The sequence below is a fragment of the Intrasporangium zincisolvens genome, from assembly GCF_034724055.1.
GTDB classification, from domain to species: Bacteria; Actinomycetota; Actinomycetes; order Actinomycetales; family Dermatophilaceae; genus Monashia; species Monashia zincisolvens.
The window spans coordinates 131,304-151,366 of sequence record NZ_JAWIIL010000002.1 but is presented as its reverse complement, the minus strand read 5'-3'; the positions used below and the strand labels follow the sequence as shown (position 1 = coordinate 151,366).

Sequence of the window (20,063 nt, the reverse complement as noted above, 5' to 3'; positions counted from 1 at the left end):
GAGGGTCCCCTCGCCGGCCACCCGGCAACGTAGCGCCCCATTCGTCCGACTCGCTAGGGGTTGGCTGCAACTTTTTGCAGCGGACGCCCATTTCTTGCGGAGTGGCGAATGGCGTCAGGCGCGGGCGCCTCGCTCGTTCACCTCGAGCAGCAGGTCGACGGCACCCTCGAGGTCGCCTACGAGACGCACGTCGACGCCGTGGCCGACCTCGGGCGGTTCCTCAGCCCACCCCGGGCCGCCGAGCACGACCGTCACGGGCCGACCCGCGTCGGAGACCAGCCGCCAGAACGGCTCGGACTCCGGGCGGGGCAACGAGGCCCAGAGGAACATGACGCGGGCGCGGGTCTGCACGAGGGCATCGACCATCGAGCGGGCCGGCACCCGCGCGCCGAGGAAGACGCTGGGGGCCCCGCAACGCGCGAGCTCGGCCTCGACGGCGATGACCGGCAGGTGGTGGTGCTCGTCGTCGGCGCTGCCGAGCAGCACGGGCACTCCGGACACCCGCTTGCGGTTGGCGCGCACGACCGAGCGCAGCTCGCCCTGGAGCAGCTCGCTCGCCAGGTGCTCACCCTCGACGCCGAGCGAGCCGTCGCCCCAGCGTTCCCCGACGAGGCGCAGCGCGGGGGCGAAAACGGACGACCACGCGTCGCGGAACTCGAGCTGGCGCAGTGCCTGGCGGTAGAAGGCCACCAGGGTGCCGGAGTCGAGGTGGAGAGCCGCTCCGATGATCCCCTCGACGATCGCCTCCGGGGCGAAGGAGGGTTCGGGCACGTCGTCGGACGTGTCGCGACCGGTCCCGCGCGCGCCCTCGCGGTCGAGGCCGGGGGCGGCGCCGAAGACGGCGTCGAAGGCGTCGGACGAGGCGAGCCGCGCAGCGACGGCGGCGTCGGTGAGGGCGCTGACCGACTCGGCCGCCACCTGGGCGGGCACGCCCTGCGACGTGAGGCGCGCCATGAGCTGGACGCGTTGGACGTCGGCAGGGCCGTAGCGGCGATGGCCGCCGTGCGTGCGGTGGGTCGGAGCGAGGCCATAGCGGCGCTCCCACGAGCGCAGGGTCGAGGCGGAGAGCCCGAGCCGTTCGGCGACCGCACCCACCGACCAGCTCAGCTCCGGCAGATGGCGCCCGGGCACGTCGGAGTCGGGGCCGCCCTCCTGGGCGGTCCCGTCCTGTGCCGTCACGTCATCACTCATGCCTGCCTCACCGAAACATTCCTACCGTCCGGTGCCGCGCTGCGCGGGACATTCCCGTCGTCCCGGCGCGCGGCCCGTTCGACCTGCTCACCATAAACTTGCGCAGCGATCTTGTGCAAGTGCATGAGTTGTGCATAAGTTTGGTGTGCAGGGTCCGATCGTGCTCATGGGTGCCAGTCCGCTGGCCTGGACGACGCAACGGCCGGCCCGACCCGAACCGCAACACCGGCCGCGCGAGCGGCCACCAGGCCGGAAGGACCGACCCATGACCGTGACGCGACTTCCTCGACCCGTGCACGAGTCCTACGAGTGGCAGGAGCAGGGCCTGTGCCGCGGGGCGGACGTCGAGCAGTTCTTCGCCGACGACCCCGACCTCGGACAGGTCGCCCGCCGGGAGCGCACCGACGCCGCCAAGGCCGTGTGCTCCTCCTGCCCCGTCGCCCGCCAGTGCCTCGACCATGCGATGCGGGTGCCCGAACCGTTCGGCATCTGGGGCGGGACCACCGCCGCCGAGCGTTCGCGCCTGCTCTGGGACGCCGCCGGCTGAGCCGCCCCCCTCGCGGCTCGTCGGAGCGTGGGCGCGCTCTGCGCACCACGCCGCCCCCGCGCCGTCCCCCGTGCTCAGCCCGCGGGGTCGACGACCGGCGCGGGGGCGGGCACGGCCAGCGCGACCACCTCGGCGTTCGGCAGTCCCGCCAGGCTCGCCCCGTCGAGCAGCAGCTTGGCCCCCCGCACCCCGGCCCCGATGACGACGGGCCCGGCCGCCACCACACCCGCGTCGACGAGCACCGGCCAGTCCGCCGGGAGGCCGACGGGCGTGATCCCGCCCTGCTGCATCCCGGTCAGCGACTCGGCGACCGCCTGGTCGGCGAAGGAGATCTTGCGCGCCCCGAGGTGCTTGCGCACCACCCGGTTGATGTCGGCCCGGTCGGTCGCGAGCACCATGACCGCGGCGAGCGTCGTGACCTCGCCCCGGCGCGCCTCGACGACGACGCAGTTGGCCGACGCCTCGGGCGCGACGTCGTAGGCCGCGCAGAACGCAGCGGTGTCGGCGAGCGCCGCGTCGATGGGCGCCACCCGGGCCTCCGGGACGAACGTCAGGGCGTCGGCCACAGGACGTGCCAGCAGGTCGGGACGCTCCCCCGCCGGGACCCAGTCCAGGTTTCCTTGCGCAGATGCCATGGCCACACCGTAGATCCACGCTCTTCCTGCATCGAGTGAGCACCCCGTCACTCGCGTCACGTGACAGGAGTGACGGGGTGCTCACTCGACGCAGGAGGGCGAGCAGGAAGGCGACCAGGAAGGCGAGCAGGAAGGCGAGCAGGAAGGCGAGCAGGAAGGCGAGCAGGAGGCGCGCGGATGGGCCCACCGGGGGACGACTCGTACGGGGCCGGGGCGGACGCCCGTCAGCGCGGGAGGAGGCTCGCGACGACGGTGGCGGCGGGCACCGGGCGGGCGCGGCGCCAGCCGGTGCCGGCCCAGAGCGCGAGGTGGTCGGGGCGGTCGGCCGCGGCCGAGGCCCGACGCAGCGGCACCGTCACGTGGTGCACCTCCGGGTAGGCCGCCGGTGCGGCGTCGGAGTGCTCGCGCACGAAGTCGGTCTCGAGGGAGCGCGCCAGGCGCCCGGAGAACGCGCGCGTCACGCGGGTCGTCGTGAAGGCCGGATCGGCGAGCGCCCGACGGTAGGCGAGCCCGGTACCGGCTTCCGGCGTCAGCAGCAGCGCGGTGCCCACCTGGACGGCCGCAGCACCGGCCGCGAGGAGCGCGGCGGCGCGGCTGGCGTCGGCGATGCCACCGGCCGCGACGACCGGCACGTCGGCGAGCGCGGCCACCTGGGACACGACGTCGAGCAGGTCGGCCTCGTCGGGCACTCCCTGCGGGTCGAGGGTGCCCCGGTGGCCGCCGCCCTCATGACCCTGCACGACGAGGCCGTCGACCCCGGCCTCGAGGGCGCCGCGTGCCTCCCCCGGGTCGGTGACGGTCGCGACCGTGAGCGAGCCCGACCGGCGCAGCGCCCCGAGCACCGCGGCGTCGGGCAGCCCGAAGGTGAACGACACGACCGGCACCCGTTCGCGCACGAGGAGGTCGACCTTGCGCTCCCAGTCGTCGGTGTCGCCCGCCTCGGGCACGGGCAGGTCGACGCCGAGGCGCTCGGCGTCCGGCAGCAGCCGCTCGCGGTAGCCCGCCACGGCGGCGGCACGCTCCGCCCCGTCGAGGCCCCGCCGCATGGGATGGGTGTTGGCCGACTCCGGCACGAAGAGGTTGACGCCGAAGGGCCGGCTCGTGATGTCCCACACGTCGGCGAGCTGGCGCGCGAGCTGGTCGACGCCGAGGTAGCCGCCGGCGAGGAAGCCGAGCCCGCCGGCGTCGCTGACCGCCGCCGCGAGGTCGGGCGTCGAGGGACCGCCCGCCATCGGGGCACCGACGACGGGGACCTCGAACAGCGTCAGCAGCGGTGAGTCGGCCATGCCCCGACGCTACCGCCGGGGCCCGCCGGCGTCACCGCCAGCCGACGTCAGGCGACGTCAGCGCCAGCCGACGTCAGCGAGGGCGGACGACGCGTCCCTCGTCCCACACCGGCTCGTCCGACTCGTACACCCGGCCGTCCTGTCCGAACACGAGGTAGCGGTCGAACCCCCGGGCGAACCACCGGTCGTGCGTCACCGCGACGACGGTCCCGTCGAACCGGTCGAGCCCCTCCTCGAGGGCCTCGGCGGACTGGAGGTCGAGGTTGTCGGTGGGCTCGTCGAGCAGCAGCAGGGTCGCCCCCGACAGCTCGAGCAGCAGGATCTGGAACCGCGCCTGCTGTCCGCCGGACAGCGACTCGAACCGCTGCTCGCCGCTGCGGGCCAGGTTGTACCGGTCGAGCGCGCGGGCCGCCTCCTCGCGGGGCTTGCCGGCGCGGTGCTCGTCGCCGCGGTGCAGGATCTCCAGCAGGGTGCGCCCCACGAGCGTCGGGTGCTGGTGGGTCTGGGCGAACCACCCGGGGCGTACCCGCGAGCCGAGCCGCACGCTGCCCTCGTGGGCGACCGGCTCGGGGCGGATGTCGCCGACGGGCTGGTGCTCGCGCTCGGGGTCGGTGCCGCCGGAGGCGAGCAGCCGCAGGAAGTGGGACTTGCCCGAGCCGTTGCTGCCGAGGATTGCCACGCGCTCGCCGTACCAGACCTCGAGGTCGAACGGCTTCATCAGGCCGGTCAGCTCGAGGCCCTCGGCGACGACGGCGCGCTTGGCGGTACGCCCGCCGGTGAGGCGCATCTTCACGTGCTGGGTCATCGGCGTCGCCTCCGGCGGGCCGGCCTCCTCGAACTTGGCCAGGCGCGTCTGCGCCGCCTGGTAGCGCGAGGCGAGGCCGTCGTTGTAGGCGGCCTTCGTCTTGTACATGAGCACCAGCGCCTTGAGCTTGGCGTGCTCCTCGTCCCAGCGCCGGCGCAGCTCCTCGAGTCGCGCGTTGCGGTCCTCGCGCGCCTGCGCGTACGTCGAGAACCGGCCGGGGTGCACCCAGAGCGTCGCGCCGGCAGCCCCCGGCTCGAGCGTCGCGATGCGCGTGGCGACGCGGTCGAGCAGCTCGCGGTCGTGGCTGATGAACAGGACGGTCTTCGGCGAGGCCGTCAGCGCCTCCTCGAGCCAGCGCTTGCCGGGCACGTCGAGGTAGTTGTCCGGCTCGTCGAGCAGCAGCACCTCCTCGGGGCCGCGCAGCAGCGCCTCGAGCACCAGACGCTTCTGCTCACCGCCGGAGAGGGTGTTGACCGCGCGCCACTGCGCCTTGTCGTAGGGGATGCCGAGCGCGGCGGTCGTGCACTGGTCCCAGAGCGTCTCCTGCTCGTAGCCGCCGGCCTCGCCCCACTCGACGAGCGCGTGGGCGTAGGCCATCTGGTCGTCCTCGGAGTCGCGCTCCATCATGAGCAGCTCGGTGCGGTCGATCTCCTGCGCCGCGACGCGGATCCGTTCGGGCGCCACCGACACGAGCAGGTCGCGCACCGTGGAGTCGTCGCGGACCGACCCGACGAACTGGCGCATGACACCGAGGCCACCTGAACGCGTCACGGCGCCGTCGTGGGCGGCGAGGTCGCCGGCGATGATGCGTGTCAGCGTCGTCTTGCCGGTGCCGTTGGGGCCGACGAGCGCGACCTTGGCGCCCTCCCCCACCCGCAGCGAGACGTCGCCGAGAAGCGGCCTGCCGTCGGGCAGGCTGAAGGAGACCGAGTTGACGTCGACGTGACCCACGAGGGTCAAGCCTGACGCATCGGACCGGGCGCCGTCACGCGGATATCCCCGAGAGGCCGCACCGGCGGGGTCAGCCCCACGACCACGCGTCGAGGACGGCCTCGTAGGCCGCGAGCGCCGTCGGGTCGTGGGGGTCGTAGGTGAGGCGGATCGCGAAGGCCTTCTGCGTGTACACGACGATGTAGTAGACGTGCCGCACGTCCTCGGACTGGTCGACGACGATGCCCTGCGCCTGGTAGCCGGCCACCTGCCGCTCCGGGGCGGCCTTCGGCGCGAAGCCCTTCTGCTCGAACCCGGACCGGAGCTTGTCGACGACGCCGGACAGCCCGAGGGAGCCCACCTCGAACGGCTGCTCGACGGCGACGAAGCCGGGCACGTCGGTGTCCTGCGGCTGCACGAGCGTGTCGGGGCGCGGGGTGAGGTCGCGCTCGCCGGACGCCCAGCCGGCCGGGATCGGGTAGCTGTAGTCCATGCCCCGGACGCGGTCGTCGGTGAGCGCGGCCTGCGGCAGGTTCGTCGGCAGCGGCTCGATGAGGTGTCCGCCGCTGTCGGTGGTCGGCACCTTCGAGGTGGGCAGGATCACCGTGCCGGTGTCGGTGGGCTTGGGCGGCGTCGGCGCCGGGTCGGCGGAGCAGCCGGCGAGGAGCGCAGGGCCGAGGACGAGGGCGAGCGCGGGCAGGGCGGGTCCGAGTCGGTTCACGAGGGGACGTCCGAGGGCGTGTCGGTGTCGGGTGGCGGTCGTCAGGACCACGACCAGGACGAGAGGATCTCGTCGAGCTCGGTCAGGGCGTGGTCGGCGTCCTCCTGCGAGGAGGACAGGGTCAGCAGGAACACACGACCCTGGTGGACGAGTCCGTAGGACCGGGCGACGACCTTGATCCCCTGCTCCTCGAAGGTCGAGGTGAAGCCGGTGGCGGTCACGCCGTCCACCTGCTGGTCGGGGGCGGCGGACACGGTGCGACCGGCCGCCTGCAGCTGCGTGCGGCCCTTGTCCAGCTCGTCGCGCAGGGTCTGCTCGTCGCCGGGGCTGCTCAGCACGACGAGGTTGTTGGCGAAGCTGCCGACCTTCTTCGAGGACAGCAGCACGAGGTCGATGTCCTTGACGCCGTTGGCGCGGTCGGTGGCCTCGGCCCAGCCCTCAGGAGGCACGACCGTGAAGGTCGCGGACCGGCCGGGCACCGCGTCACCGGCGGCGGTACCGGTGCCGGCCGAGGTCGCGCCCGACCCGCTCGCCGGGGTCGTGCTCGTCGTGCTCGCCATGCTCGTCGTGGAGGTGGCTGCGGCCGAGGCGCCACCGGACGCACCGCCCGTGGCTCCGGCGTCCTTGGAGCAACCGGCGAGGACGAGCACACACGTCACGGCGAGAGCCGTCGCGAGGCGGGAGGGGCGCGCGATCATGCCGAAGATCCAACCACAGGGCCCGTGGGAACGCCCTGTGAGCGCCGATGGGCGGGACGCCTCGACCTGGATGTCGACCTGGATGTCGACCTCGACGTCGACCGCGCCCGACACCTCGCACCTGCCGTCGGGCTGTCCGTGCGGCTACTCGAGGGGCTACTCGAGGGGCTACTCGAGGGGCTGGGCGCCGTGCTCGCCGCCGGCCCCGCGGCGGGCGCGCGTCTGCCGGGCGCGCGCGGCCAGGCCCGCGTCGTCGGGGTAGCGCACCTCCTCGAGGCTCAGGCCGTGCGGCGGCATGACGTGCACCTCGCTCGCCCGTCCGCCCCGCGAGACGAGGCCGGCCGGCCACGCGACGGGGCGCCGGCCCTCGCCGACGGGCACCACGGCGCCGACGAGCGAGCGGACCATGGAGTGGCAGAACGCGTCGGCCCGCACCGTGGCGGCGAGCACGCCGTCCTCGAGCCGCTGCCACGAGAACTCGAGCAGGGTGCGCACCGTGGTGGCTCCCTCGCGCTGCTTGCAGAACGCGGCGAAGTCGCGCAGGCCGACGAGGCCGCGCGAGGCGGCGTCCATCGCCTCGACGTCCAGCGGCTTGCGCCACACGACGGTGTCGAGGCGCCGTAGCGGGTCGCGGGCGGCGCCCGGGTCGGCCAGCCGGTAGACGTACCGACGCTCGAGGGCGGCGAAGCGGGCGTCGAAGCCGGGGGCCGCCGGCGCCGCGCGGCGTACGACGACGTCGGCCGGCAGCACGCCCGCCAGACGCGTCACGAGGGCTTCACCGGGCGCGCGGTCGGAGCGCCCGGGCAGGGCCGCCCACCCCGCCGGGTCGACGTCGACGTGCACGACCTGCCCGCGCGCGTGCACGCCGGCGTCGGTGCGGCCCGCGACGGTGAGCCGCAGCGGGTCGGTGGGGCGCAGCACGGTGGTGAGTCCCTCACTGAGGACGCCCTCGACGGTGCGCCGGGCCGGCTGGAGGGCCCAGCCCGAGAAGTCGGTGCCGTCGTAGGCGAGGTCGAGCCGGATCCGCAGGGTCTCCGGCGCCTCCGCCACCCCCGGCTCGTCCGGCGTCACGTCGCCCGTCATGCCGGACAACCTATCCGGCGACCTGTCCGGCCACACGGGGCGCACCCCGCCGCACCGGCGCGTCCGACCGGTGTCAACCGGCGGCTTCCGTGAGCCGTCTACAGGTGGGGCCGGGCACGGGGCCCGACCCCACCGCACCAAGGGGGCTCACATGTTCGCGACACCACGCCGTCGCCTCGCCGTCGCCGCCGCGGCCGCCGTCCTGGCGGCCACCGCCGGCGCCGCCACCGCGTCACCCGACGCCTCCGCCGCGCCCTACTGCGGCATCACCTGGGGCTCGCTCGCCAAGGCGACGAGCCCCGCCGCACTGTGGAGCGGACGTGTCACCGGCGCCCGCGCCGGGCAGCACGCCTGCTTCGACCGGCTCGTCCTCGACCTCGCACCCGGCCGGGGCCGCGTGGGCTACAGCGTCCGCTACGTCAGCGCGGTCACCGGGCCGGGCAGCGGCCTGCCGGTGCCCGTCGCCGGTGGCGCCCGCCTCCAGGTGACCGTCGACGCGCCCTCGACCCTCGGCACGAGCACGCGGACCTTCACCGGCTGGCGCACCTTCCGGCAGCTGAAGAACGTCGGCAGCTTCGAGGGCTACACCGACTACGGCCTCGGCGTGCGGGCCCGCCTGCCGATGCGCGCGTTCGTGCTCGCCGACGCCGACGGCGGACGGCGCCTCGTCGTCGACGTCGCCCACCACTGGTGACCGCAGGGGCGGCCCGCCCCTCCCCCGGAGAGCCGGGAGAACAGGTCGATCGTCCCTCCGGAGACAGCGAAAGAGCAGCTCGTCCGACTGGACGAGCTGCTCTTTCGCTGTGGTGCGAGGTGGCTCAGGAGCCGGCGCCGGCCTTCGTGAAGCCGGCGGCCTCGGCGTCCTCGGCCGACTTGAACCAGAACTCGGCGATCGTCTGGTCGTACCACTGGCCGTCCGGCTCGTGGTACTTGCCGGAGTCGGCGTTGCCCTTGACGGTGTAGCCCTCGGGGGCCGAGCCGTCCTCGTTCGCCACGACGGCGCCCTTCGGCACCTCGACGGCGGCCGTCTCGGCAGCCTCGGCGTCCTCGGCGGCCTTGGTGTCGGCAGCGGCCTTCTTCGACTCGCTCTGCTTGGCAGCGCGCTTCGTGGCCGCCTCGGCCTCCTTGACCGTCGCCTTCTTGGCCGACAGGGGCTCGCGGACGAGCTCGATGACGACCATGGGGGCGTTGTCGCCCTTGCGCGGGGCGATCTTCGTGATGCGGGTGTAGCCACCCTCGCGAGCCGCCATGTCGGGGGCGATCTCGGCGAAGAGGCGGTGGACGACACCCTTGTCACGCACGACGGTGAGAACCCGACGACGCGCGTGCAGGTCGCCACGCTTGGCGAACGTGATGAGACGCTCGGCGAGCGGGCGCAGGCGCTTGGCCTTGGCCTCGGTCGTCGTGATGCGGTCGTGCTCGAAGAGCGACGTCGCGAGGTTGGCCAGGATCAGCCGCTCGTGGGCGGGGCCGCCACCGACGCGGGGACCCTTGGTGGGCGTGGGCATTTCGTATCTCCTAGGAGGACTGCCCGGGCTGCGCTCTCGCGCGTGGTGACCCGGTCAGAAATGGTCAGAGGCGTTGGTCAGGCAGGGTGGGTCAGAGACGCTCGTCCTCGACGAACGACTGGTCGTCGTCGTCGTAGTCGTCGCCGTAGCCCTCGACGAGGGCCGACGGGTCGAACCCGGGCGGGCTGTCCTTGAGCGCGAGGCCCATACCGGCGAGCTTGGCCTTGACCTCGTCGATCGACTTCGCACCGAAGTTGCGGATGTCGAGCAGGTCGGCCTCGCTGCGGCCCACGAGCTCACCCACGGTGTGGATGCCCTCGCGCTTGAGGCAGTTGTAGGAACGCACCGTGAGGTCGAGGTCCTCGATCGGCAGCGCCAGGTCGGCGGCCAGCGCGGCGTCGGTCGGCGACGGGCCCATGTCGATGCCCTCGGCCTCGACGTTGAGCTCACGGGCCAGGCCGAACAGCTCGACCAGCGTCTTGCCGGCCGAGGCCATGGCGTCGCGCGGGGTCATCGAGTTCTTCGTCTCGACGTCAACGATGAGCTTGTCGAAGTCGGTGCGCTGCTCGACACGGGTCGCCTCGACCTTGTAGGTCACGGCGAGCACCGGGCTGTAGATCGAGTCGACCGGGATGCGGCCGATCTCCTGGTCACCGGACTTGTTCTGCTGCGCCGACACGTAGCCACGGCCACGCTCGACCGTCAGCTCCATCTCGAGCTTGCCCTTGTCGTTCAGCGTCGCGATCTGCAGGTCGGGGTTGTGCACCTCGACACCCGCCGGCGGCGTGATGTCGGCAGCGGTGACGACGCCCGGACCCTGCTTGCGCAGGTACATGACGACCGGCTCGTCGTGCTCCGAGGAGACGACGAGGCCCTTGATGTTGAGGATCATCTCGGTGACGTCCTCCTTGACCCCCGGCACCGTCGTGAACTCGTGGAGCACGCCGTCGATGCGGATGGAGGTCACCGCGGCACCCGGGATGCTCGAGAGCAGGGTGCGACGCAGGGAGTTGCCGAGCGTGTAGCCGAAGCCCGGCTCGAGCGGCTCGATGGTGAAGCGGCTGCGGTTCTCGACCACGACCTCTTCGGAGAGCACGGGACGCTGTGCGATGAGCACTGTTCAGTTCCTTCCCACGGGCGCCCGCCATATGACGCCTCGTGAAACTGCCCGGTCGCGAGCCGGGCGGGCCTGGTCGACTCGGTCTGCGACCTGACCCCGCGGACGCGTCCGGTGCGTGCCGGCGGGAGGACCCCGCGGCACGCACCGGAAAGCGTCAGTTCTTCGAGTAGAGCTCGACGATCAGCTGCTCGGTGAGCTGCGAGTCGATCTGCGCACGCACCGGGAGCTGGTGGATGAGGATCTGCAGCGAGCCGTCGACGACCTGCATCCAGGCCGGGATGGGACGCTCGCCGAACGTCTGGCGGGCCAGCTCGAACGGGAAGCTCTCGACGGACTGCTTGCGGACCGTGATGATGTCGTACTGCTCGACGCGGTAGCTCGGGACGTCGACGCGCACGCCGTTGACCTCGAAGTGACCGTGCGTCACGAGCTGACGCGCGTGGCGACGCGTGCGGGCCAGGCCCGCGCGGTAGACCACGTTGTCGAGACGGGACTCGAGGATCTGGAGCAGGTTCTCACCGGTCTTGCCGGGGCGGCGGGCCGCCTCCTTGTAGTACCGGACGAACTGCTTCTCCATGACCCCGTAGGTGAAGCGAGCGCGCTGCTTCTCCTGGAGCTGGGTGAGGTACTCCTTCTCCTGGATCCGGCGACGGCCGTGCTGGCCGGGCGGGAACGGGCGGAGCTCGAAGTTCTTGTCGCCGCCGACGAGGTCCATCTTGAGACGACGCGACTTCTTGGTGATCGGGCCGGTGTAACGAGCCATGGTTCTCTACTTCCTTCGCTCAGGCCGGATCAAACGCGACGGCGCTTGGGCGGACGGACACCGTTGTGCGGCGTGGGCGTGACATCGCTGATCGCGCCGACCTCGAGGCCGGTGGCGGTCAGCGAGCGGATCGCCGTCTCGCGGCCCGAGCCCGGGCCCTTGACGAAGACGTCGACCTTGCGCATGCCGTGCTCCATCGCGCGCCGGGCCGCAGCCTCGGCCGCCATCTGGGCAGCGAACGGGGTGGACTTGCGCGAGCCCTTGAAGCCGACCTGGCCGGCAGAGGCCCACGCGATCACGGCGCCGGTGGGGTCCGTGATCGAGATGATGGTGTTGTTGAACGTGCTCTTGATGTGAGCGTGCCCGTGGGCGACGTTCTTCTTTTCCTTACGACGAACCTTCGTCGTACGAGCCTTGGGAGGCATGTTTCTCCTACGTCAGAGTGTGTCGGTGAGACGCGACCGCTGGGCGGTCAGCGTCACTTGGCCTTCTTCTTGCCGGCCACGGTGCGCTTCGGGCCCTTGCGGGTGCGCGCGTTGGTCTTGGTGCGCTGACCGCGCACCGGCAGACCGCGACGGTGACGAAGACCCTCGTAGGAGCCGATCTCGACCTTGCGACGGATGTCGGCCTGGACCTCACGGCGAAGGTCGCCCTCGAGGCGGAAGTTGCCCTCGAGGAAGTCACGAAGCGCCACGAGCTCGGTCTCACCGAGGTCCTTGACGCGGGTGTTGGGGTCGACGCCGGTGGCAACCAGCGCCTCCTTGGAACGGGTGCGACCCACACCGAAGATGTAGGTCAGAGCGACCTCGACGCGCTTCTCGCGCGGAAGGTCGACGCCAACAAGACGTGCCATGTTGGGTGTTCTCCTGATTTCTGTGTTCGCGGAGGTCTGGAGCAGTCACCGGTCCGGTGCCCGGTCGCCTCGCAGAAGGACGACCGCCGGTCCCCGGCCTCCGTGCCGGGGGTGACATCCTGCGCCGACTCGACGGTCGGTCATCAGGGGCCGGGTGCTGCTGTCATGCATGTGTTGCGTGCTGTCGAAGACTGTCGACGGCGAAGGTGGTGGGTCTGCTCAGCCCTGGCGCTGCTTGTGGCGCAGGTTCTCGCAGATCACCATGACCCGCCCGTTGCGGCGGATCACCTTGCACTTGTCGCAGATCTTCTTGACGCTCGGCTGAACCTTCATCTGCCTGCTGTCTTCAGATCGCGCTCCTGCTCCTCGCGGGCCGTGGTCGACCCGTGACGCGCAGGTGCTGGTTGGGGAATCGGAGTGGTGCCTCACGCTCGTGCCGGGGCGACCCGCACCCGTGGGTGCGCGCGCTCCGGCCCAGGCGATCAGCGGTAGCGGAAGACGATCCGACCGCGGGTCAGGTCATAGGGCGAGAGCTCGACGACGACCCGGTCCTCGGGGAGGATCCGGATGTAGTGCTGACGCATCTTGCCCGAGATGTGGGCGAGCACCTTGTGACCGTTGGTGAGCTCGACCCGGAACATCGCGTTCGGGAGAGCCTCGACGATCGTGCCCTCGATCTCGATGACACCGTCCTTCTTGGCCATGTCCTCCATCAATCTGTCGGTGGCCGGACCGCGGTGTGGCCCGACCTCGAATGTGCCGTGGTGTCCGCGCACAGGGCGCAGACGAACAACGGGCGTCGAGGCACACGACACCCAACGCACAAGACTACGCCAGATCCCGCCGTTCCTGAAATCGTCGCCGTGCTCCCCCGGAGCACGCAGACTGGATCGCAGGAGCGTCCCCGGATGATCCGGTGGACGAGCCGGCGCGCCCTCGTCGGGCGGGTTCGGGCGAGGGTGTCGGAGGTGGGCCGTGCCAGTCCCTGACGGTCCGATGTCCGACGCTTCGATGCCCGACGCTTCGATGCCCGACGCTTCGACGTCGTTGCGGGAGCAGGTGGAGCACGCCCGGTCGCGGACGACGCTCGCGGGCCACGCCGGCAAGTCGGGGGCCTCCCTCGAACGGGTCGTCCTCGCCGACGGACGCCGGCTCGTCGTCAAGCGGTTCTCACCGCGCGACGACCTGCTGATGGCCAGCCGGGGCGAGCGGGTCGGGTCCGAGTACGTCGCGTGGTCGACCGGGCTGCTCGACCGGCTGCCCTCCGGCGTCGGCCACCCGGTCGTCGGGGCCTGGGTGGAGGACGACACCACGGTGGTCGTCATGCGCGACCTCGGCGGGGAGGTGCTGACGTGGGAGCACCGGCTCGACCGTTCCCGGGTCCGCTGGATGGTCCGGCGCGTCGCCGACCTCCACCTGGCCTTCCTGGGCCGGCCGGTCGAGGGGCTCACGCCGCTCACCGACCACCTCGCCCTGTTCGCCCCGACGCGGATGCGAGCCCACGTCGACGAGGGGAACCCACTCGCCGCCGCGACCCTGCGCGGCTGGGAGCTGTTCGGCGAACAGGTCCCCCACGACGTCGCCGACGCCGTGTCCCGACTCCTCGACGACCCCGGACCGCTCGCCGAGGCGCTGCTGCGCCGGCCGTCGACGCTGCTGCACGGCGACCTCGCGACGGTGAACATGGCGTTCGAGGGCGACCGGCTGGTCCTCATCGACTGGGCGATGGCGGTGCACGGGCCGGGAGCGGTCGACGTCGCCCGGTTCGTCGCCGGATGCTCCCAGGTGGTCGACGCCAGCCGCGAGGAGGTCCTCGCCGAGTACGCCGACGCCCTCGGCCCGGCCCACGACGAGCCGGCGATGCGCCTCGCACTGCTCGCCGGCCTCGTCTGGCTCGGATGGAACAAGGCGCTCGACGCCGCGCTGCACCCCGACCCCGACAAGCGCGAGCGCGAACGTGACGACCTCGCGTGGTGGGTGTCGCAGGCCAGGGCGACCCTCGACGCGCACCTGTTCTGAGGCCTCTGAGGGTGCCGGCCTCCCTCGCCCCGCGGCAGGACGGGGGTTCAGGCGTCCAGCTCGGCCCGGCGCAGGGCGACGACGCGCTCGACGACGGCGTCCGGAAGCGGTTGGTCGACGCCGAACCGGATCGTCCCCTTCGACAGCGAGAAGCCGTCGAGGTCGCCGCGGACGGCGTCGACGACGGCCGGGCTGAAGGGGAAGAGCGACAGGTGGCCCTTCGCCGCGGTGAACCCGACGAGCGGCCGGCCGCCGAGGCGCAGGGCCGGCATGCCGTAGCTCGTGCCCTCCTCGGCGTCGGGGGCGAGGCGCCGGGCGAGGTCGGCCACGTGGCGCAGGGCCTGCTGCTCCGGCTCCGGCAGGTCGGCGAGGTAGTCGGTGAGGGGTCCCACGCCTCCATCGTGCCCCGCGAATCGCACCGTCGGGGCGTTCCGCACGGAGCCGCCGTCCACGGTGACGGCATGACCGGCGGATCGGGTACGCGTCCCGTGGTGGTCCACGCGGGGGCGTCGACCACGTCGCCGGTCTGGTGGGGACCGCGGCCGCCCCCGCTCGTCAGGACGGCCCGGTCACCGTACGGCCCGGCACCCGCCGTCCCGACCGCTCCGCCCTCCGGCGGAGCCCTCCACGAAAGGTCACCATGGCAGTCCGCAGGCGTTCAGGGACCCGCATCAGCTCCATCGTCGTTCTCGTCTGGCTCCTCGTCGGCATCATCGCCGCGTTCCAGCGCGGCTACTTCGGCTCCTCGGCGCCGAACTGCAGCCGCGTCGCGAGCGCGGCCGTGACGATCGTCGCCGGCCCGCTCAACTACGTGGGCATCGACCCCCGGATCGGCTGCACGACGCCCCAGCCGAGCTGACACCCGCGTCGTCCGCTCCTTCCAGCGAGCCCGACGCCGGGGCGCGGCCGGCCCGCCCGGTCGCGCCCCGGCGCACGCGCGGCACACGAACAGGGGCGACGGCATACTGGCGGGATGAGCGAGCGCACCGACGCCAGGACCCCGCCCGACGTCACGGACGCGGTCACCGCGCCACCGGAGGCGGCCGAGAGCGTCGAGGACTACTACGCGCGGATCGCCGCAGCCGCCGGTCCGGACGGCCGGCTGCCCGTCGCCGTCGAGGAGATGCCCGGCTGGGACATCTACCCCTACGAGGTCGAGAGCCTCCGCCTCAAGCCGGTGCAGCCGCCCGCCGACCAGGAACCGCCCCGACGCGGCGAGCGGTCGGCCGACTGCTGGTGCGCCCAGCCGGGTGCGAAGGCCGCGGAGGCCACGCCCGACGCCGACGCCCGGCTCGTCTGGAGCAACGACCGCTGGCGCCTCACCCTCACCACCGACACCGGGCTGCCGATCATGCTCATGCTCATGCCGCTCGAGCACCACGACCTGCCGTCACTGCCCGGCGACCTCGCGGCCGAGATGGGCCAGCTCGTCGTCGCGGTCTCCGACGGGGTCGAGCACGTGCCGAGCGTCGGGCGCGTCCAGCTGGCCAAGTACGGCGACGGCGGCGCACACCTGCACCTGTTCTTCCTCGGCCGCCCTGCACGGATGCTCCAGTTCCGCGGCTCACCCCTCATCGACTGGGAGGAGAACCTCCCGCGGGTGCCCCTCGACGTGCTCCAGGCCAACGCCCGGGTCGTCGCCGAGCGGCTCGTCGTCCACGTCGGCGGCCGCGCCGGACGCCTCGGACGCTGACGCCGCCGCGCCGGACGCCTCGGACGCTGACGCAGCCGCGCCGCCGCGCGAGACATGCTCGCGGCCTCGGACGTTCAGCGCCTCAGGCCGGGTGGGTCTGCGGGCGCTCGAAGAAGAGGACGGCGACGACACCGACGAGCAGGACGAGCCCGGGCAGGAGCATGGCCTCGCTCATGGCGCTCGAGAAGCCCTCGCGCACCTGCGGCGGCAGCGCACGACCGAAGGCCTGCTGCATCCCACCGGCGCCGGCGGTCATGCCGGGCAGGTCGGCGGCGAGGCGGGCCTCGATGAGCGCGGCGATGGCGGCGCTGCCGAGCACCGCACCCACCTGGCGCGTCGTGTTGTAGACGCCGGAGCCGGCGCCGGCCGCACGCAGCGGCAGGTTGCGGGTGGCGGTCGCCCCGAGCGGCCCCCACATGAAGGCGTTGCCGAGGCCCATGAGGGCCATCGGCGGGAGCAGCTGCCAGGTCTGCGTCTCCGGCTTCATCATGAGGGCGACCCACACGAGGGAGGCTGACGTCAGCGCGATGCCGACCGCCGTGATGCCCCTCGGGTGCACCCGGTCGGCCATCCGACCGGCCACAGGCGCGAGGCCACCACTGATGACGGCCATCGGTACGAGCAGGAGGGCCGACTGCGTCGGCGTCAGGCCCCGGACCACCTGCGCGTAGAGCATGAACGGGAAGCCCATCGCCGTGATCGAGAAGCCGATCGTGGTGATGGCGATGTTGGCCAGGGAGAAGTTGCGGTCGCGGAACAGCCCCAGTGGCAGCAACGGTTCGCGGCGGTTGCGGGCCTGCCAGACGACGAACAGGGCGAGGATCACGAGACCCGCGCCGATGAGCAGCGGCACCGAGACGAAGCCGCTGATGGTGCCCCAGTCGTACGTCTCGCCCTCCTGCACCCCGAAGACGAGCAGGAACATGCCGACGGCCGAGAGCACGACGCCGAGCCAGTCGAAGGTGTGGCTGTGGGTCTGCAGGTGCGGCACGAGCCGGCTGCAGAGGACGAAGCCGATGATGCCGACCGGGACGTTGATGAAGAAGATCCACTCCCAGCCCGGCCCGTCGACGAGCAGGCCACCGACGATCGGGCCGACGAGGATGGCCACGCCGGCCGTGGCGCCCCACAGCGCCATCGCCTGGCCACGGGAGGTGGCGGGGAACGTGCGGGTGATGACGGCCATCGTCTGCGGCGTCAGCATCGCGGCGCCGAGGCCCTGCACGACCCGGGCCACGACGAGCATGGTGATCGTCGTGGTCAGGCCGCACCAGAGGGACGCGGCCGTGAAGACCGCCAGCCCGACGAGGTAGAGGTTCTTCGGCCCGTACCGGTCGCCGAGCCGCCCGGTGATGAGCAGCGGCGTGGCGTAGGCGAGCAGGTAGGCGCTCGTGACCCAGATGACGCCGTTGACGTCGGAGTCGAGGCCGCGCATGATCGCCGGCGTCGCGACCGAGACGATCGTCGAGTCGACGAGGATCATGAAGAACCCGATGACCATGGCCCACAGGGCCGGCCACGGGTTGTGCCCCTCGGGCACCCCGCCGACGGGCACGGCCCGCGTCGCCGCGCCCGGGGCCACCCCGGTGGCCGCGGCCCCCGACGCATCGGGTCGGACGTCGGCGCCGACGTCGACCGACGCGTCCCCCCGTCCTGCCGCCGTGCGCTCGACTGCCTGCTCGTCCCCGGCCATGTCCGTCCCCTTCCGACGCGTCGTCGTATCCACCCGATTCTGCGCCTCCCCACCGACAACGCACCCCCCGATTTCCCGGGAAGGTCGGCGCCGGGCTGGTACCAGGCCCGTGTCAGGCCGGTGTCCGGGTACGGGCTCAGGCCCAGCGGGTGGCCAGCCAGAGCGGGTCGCGGCCGGTCAGCGGCACCATCCGCCACGTCAGGTCTGCGTCGCCGCCGCGCAGCCGGGCCTCGACCCGGAACCGGTGCGGGGTCTCGATCGCGATGACCTCGGCCCGGAAGGTGTCCTCGTCGACCCAGCCGCCGCTCGCCACGACGGGCAGCCTCGCTCCCCCGCCGACGAGCTCGGACTCGCGCCAGCCGCCCGAGGCGACCGGCACCGTGAGCCACGTGTCGCGCCGGAGCAGCCCGAGCGTCTGCCCGCCCTCCGCCCGGGCCACCGACACTGCCGTGTAGTCGGCCGAGAGGTCGGAGGCGTCGGACCGCAGGAACTCGGCGTAGTCGGGCCCGAGCGCCTCCCCCGCCATGGCCGGGATCTCAAGTGCCGCAAGCCGATCGGCCAGGGCAGCGTCGGCGGCCGGCGAGCCCGGGCGCCCGATGGCCGGCACGACGTGCTCCCACAGCGCGTCGAGCGTCGGCTGCGTGCGGTCCTGCTCGGCGGTGATGGCCACGACGGTGTCGTGCTCGGGCAGGACGATGAGGAACTGGCCGAAGGCGCCGTCGCCGCGGAAGCCGTGCCGCTGCATCCAGAACGAGTAGCCGTAGCCGCGGGAGGAGTCCGGCTCCATGCCGGGGTCCTCGGGCAGCGGCCCGAAGCCACGGCTCGCCTCCTCGACCCATGCGTCGGACAGCAGCTGCCGACCCTGCCAGCGGCCGAGGTCGAGGTAGAGCTGGGCGACGGACGCGATGCCCTCGGTCGTCAGGTGCGCGCCGGTGAAGCCGAGCTCGCGCCCGAGCGGGTCACGGTGCCACGGCACGTCGGGCAGCCCGAGCGGGGACAGCAGCCGGGGCTGCAGGGTCTCGGCCAGGCCGACGCCGGTGACGCGACCGACGATCATCGACAGCAGGTAGGTGGCGACCTGGTTGTAGGCGAAGTGCGTGCCGGGCTCGCGCGTGGGCTCGGTCGCGAGGACGCGCGGCACCCAGTCGTCGTGCTCCGCCGCGGCCATGCCGCTCATCCGGTCGAAGACGTGGGCCCACGCGTCCTCCTCGTGCCCGACCGTCATCGAGAGGCAGTGCTTGACCCGCACGTCGTGCCACCCGGCCGGCACCGTGGCCGGGTCGTACTCGGGGAAGTGGGACAGCACCCGGTCCTCGAGGGAGAGGCGCCCCTCCTGCACGAGGAAGCCGACGGCCGTGGCCGTCAGCGTCTTGGACAGGGAGTAGCCGAGGTGGACACGGTCGGCCGAGTAGGGACGCCACCAGCCCTCGGCGATGACGTGCCCGTGCCGGGCGACCATGAGGCTGTGCAGTCCGAGGCGACCGGCCTCGACGGCGTCGACGAACGCGAGCAGGCCCGAGGCGTCGACGTCCTGGGCGGAGGGGGTGCTGCGGGGAAGGGTCACGGGCGGCACGCTACGCGGTGCGACGCACCCGGTGGGCCGGTGGGCCGGTGGGGTTCGGGTCAGTCGAGCGGCGCGTACGGGGCGCCGAGGCGCTCGAGCGCCGCCTGGCCGCCGTCGACGGCCGTGAGGATCCACAGCCCGTCCTGGCGCACCGCGACCGAGTGCTCCCAGTGGGCCGCGCGGGAGGCGTCGGTGGTGACGACGGTCCAGTCGTCGGCCAGGACGCGGGTGTCGCTGGTGCCGAGGGTCACCATCGGCTCGATGGCCCCGGTGAACCCGTCGACGAGCTTCGGGCCGCTCTCGCGCACGGCGTAGTTCGGGATCTGGGGGTCCATGTGCATCTGCGGCCCGATGCCGTGGCCGACGTACTCGTCGATGACGCCGTAGGTGTGGCCGTCGCGCTCGGCGGCCGCCTCGATGCTCGCCTCGACGGCGTCGCCGACGGCGTACAGCCGGCCCCCGACGCGCATCGCCGCGATGCCGGCGTAGAGGCTCGCCTCGGTCGCGTCGATGAGGTGGACGTCTTCCGGACGCGCGGCCTCGGCACCACCGACGACGGTCGTGAACGCGGCGTCGCCGTTCCAGCCCTTGACCTCGGCGCCGCAGTCGACGGACAGCACGTCACCGGCCCGGAGGACACGGTCGCCGGGGATGCCGTGGACGACCTCCTCGTTGACGCTCGTGCACAGCGTGTGCCGGTAGCCCGGGACGAGCTGGAAGTTCGGGATGCCGCCGTGGCTGCGGATGAAGTCCTCGGCGAGGGCATCGAGCTGGAGCGTGGTGGCGCCTTCGCGCACCTCACCCCGGAGCATCTCCAGGGTGCGCCCTACGAGCAGCCCCGCCTCACGCATGAGGCGCAGCTGCTCGTCGGTGCGGCCGGTCAGTCGGTTGCGTCCGAACACAGGTCTGCTCGTCGTCTTTCGGGGTGGTTCGTTCGGGTGGAGGGCGCGGGTG

General features: G+C 72.7%; 23 protein-coding genes. 5 read left to right on the top strand and 18 right to left on the bottom strand.

From position 1 onward, the window contains the following. Positions 1-114: 114 nt before the first annotated feature. The gene (locus tag RY076_RS05140; RefSeq protein ID WP_323096522.1) at positions 115-1,191 is read right to left on the bottom strand and encodes a MerR family transcriptional regulator; all 1,077 of its coding nucleotides are present in this window, start codon (positions 1,189-1,191) and stop codon (positions 115-117) included. Between the two features lie 265 nt (positions 1,192-1,456). Between RY076_RS05140 and RY076_RS05135 the strand changes: the two genes are divergently transcribed. Continuing rightward, positions 1,457-1,738, top strand: coding sequence for a WhiB family transcriptional regulator (locus tag RY076_RS05135; RefSeq protein WP_323096521.1), 282 nt, complete (start codon positions 1,457-1,459; stop codon positions 1,736-1,738). A gap of 74 nt (positions 1,739-1,812) precedes the next feature. Here the strand turns inward: RY076_RS05135 and RY076_RS05130 are convergent, their stop codons facing one another. The 6 genes from RY076_RS05130 to truA all read right to left on the bottom strand — a co-directional run bounded on the left by RY076_RS05130 (position 1,813) and on the right by truA (position 7,896). Beyond that, the gene (locus RY076_RS05130; protein ID WP_323096520.1) at positions 1,813-2,373 is read right to left on the bottom strand and encodes a YbaK/EbsC family protein; all 561 of its coding nucleotides are present in this window, start codon (positions 2,371-2,373) and stop codon (positions 1,813-1,815) included. Positions 2,374-2,597: 224 nt separating this feature from the next. Further along, positions 2,598-3,659 carry a nitronate monooxygenase gene (locus RY076_RS05125; RefSeq protein WP_323096519.1) on the bottom strand — a complete coding sequence of 354 codons (1,062 nt, stop codon included), beginning with the start codon at positions 3,657-3,659 and terminating at the stop codon, positions 2,598-2,600. 73 nt (positions 3,660-3,732) lie between these two features. Further along, entirely contained in the window at positions 3,733-5,415 is a 1,683-nt protein-coding gene (locus tag RY076_RS05120; RefSeq protein WP_323096518.1) for an ABC-F family ATP-binding cassette domain-containing protein, read from the bottom strand. Positions 5,416-5,485: 70 nt separating this feature from the next. Next, on the bottom strand, positions 5,486-6,115 hold the full coding sequence (locus RY076_RS05115; protein WP_323096517.1) for a hypothetical protein: 630 nt from the start codon (positions 6,113-6,115) through the stop codon (positions 5,486-5,488). Positions 6,116-6,156: 41 nt separating this feature from the next. Further along, positions 6,157-6,813, bottom strand: a complete 657-nt coding sequence (locus RY076_RS05110; RefSeq protein WP_323096516.1) for a hypothetical protein — start codon at positions 6,811-6,813, stop codon at positions 6,157-6,159. Between the two features lie 168 nt (positions 6,814-6,981). After that, complete coding sequence (truA, locus tag RY076_RS05105) at positions 6,982-7,896, bottom strand: tRNA pseudouridine(38-40) synthase TruA (RefSeq protein WP_323096515.1); 915 nt, start codon at positions 7,894-7,896, stop codon at positions 6,982-6,984. Positions 7,897-8,047: 151 nt separating this feature from the next. On the opposite strand from truA, the gene RY076_RS05100 reads away from it, so the two are divergent. Then, entirely contained in the window at positions 8,048-8,590 is a 543-nt protein-coding gene (locus tag RY076_RS05100) for an AMIN-like domain-containing (lipo)protein (RefSeq protein WP_323096514.1), read from the top strand. 124 nt (positions 8,591-8,714) lie between these two features. Here the strand turns inward: RY076_RS05100 and rplQ are convergent, their stop codons facing one another. From rplQ to infA, 7 genes are all read right to left on the bottom strand, one after another. After that, positions 8,715-9,404, bottom strand: coding sequence for a 50S ribosomal protein L17, sunset domain variant (rplQ, locus tag RY076_RS05095; RefSeq protein WP_323096513.1), 690 nt, complete (start codon positions 9,402-9,404; stop codon positions 8,715-8,717). Between the two features lie 91 nt (positions 9,405-9,495). Continuing rightward, entirely contained in the window at positions 9,496-10,521 is a 1,026-nt protein-coding gene (locus tag RY076_RS05090; RefSeq protein ID WP_323096512.1) for a DNA-directed RNA polymerase subunit alpha, read from the bottom strand. A 157-nt stretch (positions 10,522-10,678) separates the two neighbouring features. After that, positions 10,679-11,287: a 30S ribosomal protein S4 gene (rpsD, locus tag RY076_RS05085; RefSeq protein ID WP_323096511.1), complete on the bottom strand. Its 609-nt coding sequence runs from the start codon at positions 11,285-11,287 to the stop codon at positions 10,679-10,681. Between the two features lie 29 nt (positions 11,288-11,316). Further along, positions 11,317-11,712, bottom strand: a complete 396-nt coding sequence (rpsK, locus tag RY076_RS05080; protein ID WP_323096510.1) for a 30S ribosomal protein S11 — start codon at positions 11,710-11,712, stop codon at positions 11,317-11,319. A gap of 53 nt (positions 11,713-11,765) precedes the next feature. Then, complete coding sequence (rpsM, locus tag RY076_RS05075) at positions 11,766-12,140, bottom strand: 30S ribosomal protein S13 (protein ID WP_323096509.1); 375 nt, start codon at positions 12,138-12,140, stop codon at positions 11,766-11,768. Positions 12,141-12,359: 219 nt separating this feature from the next. Further along, entirely contained in the window at positions 12,360-12,473 is a 114-nt protein-coding gene (rpmJ, locus tag RY076_RS05070; RefSeq protein ID WP_006592630.1) for a 50S ribosomal protein L36, read from the bottom strand. Positions 12,474-12,622: 149 nt separating this feature from the next. After that, complete coding sequence (gene infA, locus RY076_RS05065) at positions 12,623-12,844, bottom strand: translation initiation factor IF-1 (protein WP_006946284.1); 222 nt, start codon at positions 12,842-12,844, stop codon at positions 12,623-12,625. 322 nt (positions 12,845-13,166) lie between these two features. On the opposite strand from infA, the gene RY076_RS05060 reads away from it, so the two are divergent. Then, positions 13,167-14,159, top strand: a complete 993-nt coding sequence (locus tag RY076_RS05060; protein WP_323096508.1) for a phosphotransferase family protein — start codon at positions 13,167-13,169, stop codon at positions 14,157-14,159. Between the two features lie 47 nt (positions 14,160-14,206). Here the strand turns inward: RY076_RS05060 and RY076_RS05055 are convergent, their stop codons facing one another. Next, positions 14,207-14,551, bottom strand: a complete 345-nt coding sequence (locus tag RY076_RS05055; RefSeq protein WP_323096507.1) for an iron chaperone — start codon at positions 14,549-14,551, stop codon at positions 14,207-14,209. A gap of 248 nt (positions 14,552-14,799) precedes the next feature. Between RY076_RS05055 and RY076_RS05050 the strand changes: the two genes are divergently transcribed. Further along, positions 14,800-15,018 (top strand): hypothetical protein, encoded by a 219-nt coding sequence (locus RY076_RS05050; protein WP_323096506.1) that lies wholly within the window; start codon positions 14,800-14,802, stop codon positions 15,016-15,018. A 114-nt stretch (positions 15,019-15,132) separates the two neighbouring features. After that, positions 15,133-15,852, top strand: a complete 720-nt coding sequence (locus tag RY076_RS05045; protein ID WP_323096505.1) for a hypothetical protein — start codon at positions 15,133-15,135, stop codon at positions 15,850-15,852. Positions 15,853-15,934: 82 nt separating this feature from the next. Here RY076_RS05045 and RY076_RS05040 read toward each other — a convergent pair whose 3' ends face one another. The 3 genes from RY076_RS05040 to map all read right to left on the bottom strand — a co-directional run bounded on the left by RY076_RS05040 (position 15,935) and on the right by map (position 20,011). Then, a complete protein-coding gene (locus RY076_RS05040; protein ID WP_323097180.1) occupies positions 15,935-17,353 on the bottom strand; it encodes a DHA2 family efflux MFS transporter permease subunit in 1,419 nt (472 codons plus the stop codon). 328 nt (positions 17,354-17,681) lie between these two features. Continuing rightward, positions 17,682-19,109, bottom strand: coding sequence for a serine hydrolase domain-containing protein (locus RY076_RS05035; RefSeq protein ID WP_323096504.1), 1,428 nt, complete (start codon positions 19,107-19,109; stop codon positions 17,682-17,684). A gap of 59 nt (positions 19,110-19,168) precedes the next feature. Continuing rightward, entirely contained in the window at positions 19,169-20,011 is an 843-nt protein-coding gene (gene map, locus RY076_RS05030; protein ID WP_323096503.1) for a type I methionyl aminopeptidase, read from the bottom strand. Between the last annotated feature and the right edge of the window lie 52 nt (positions 20,012-20,063).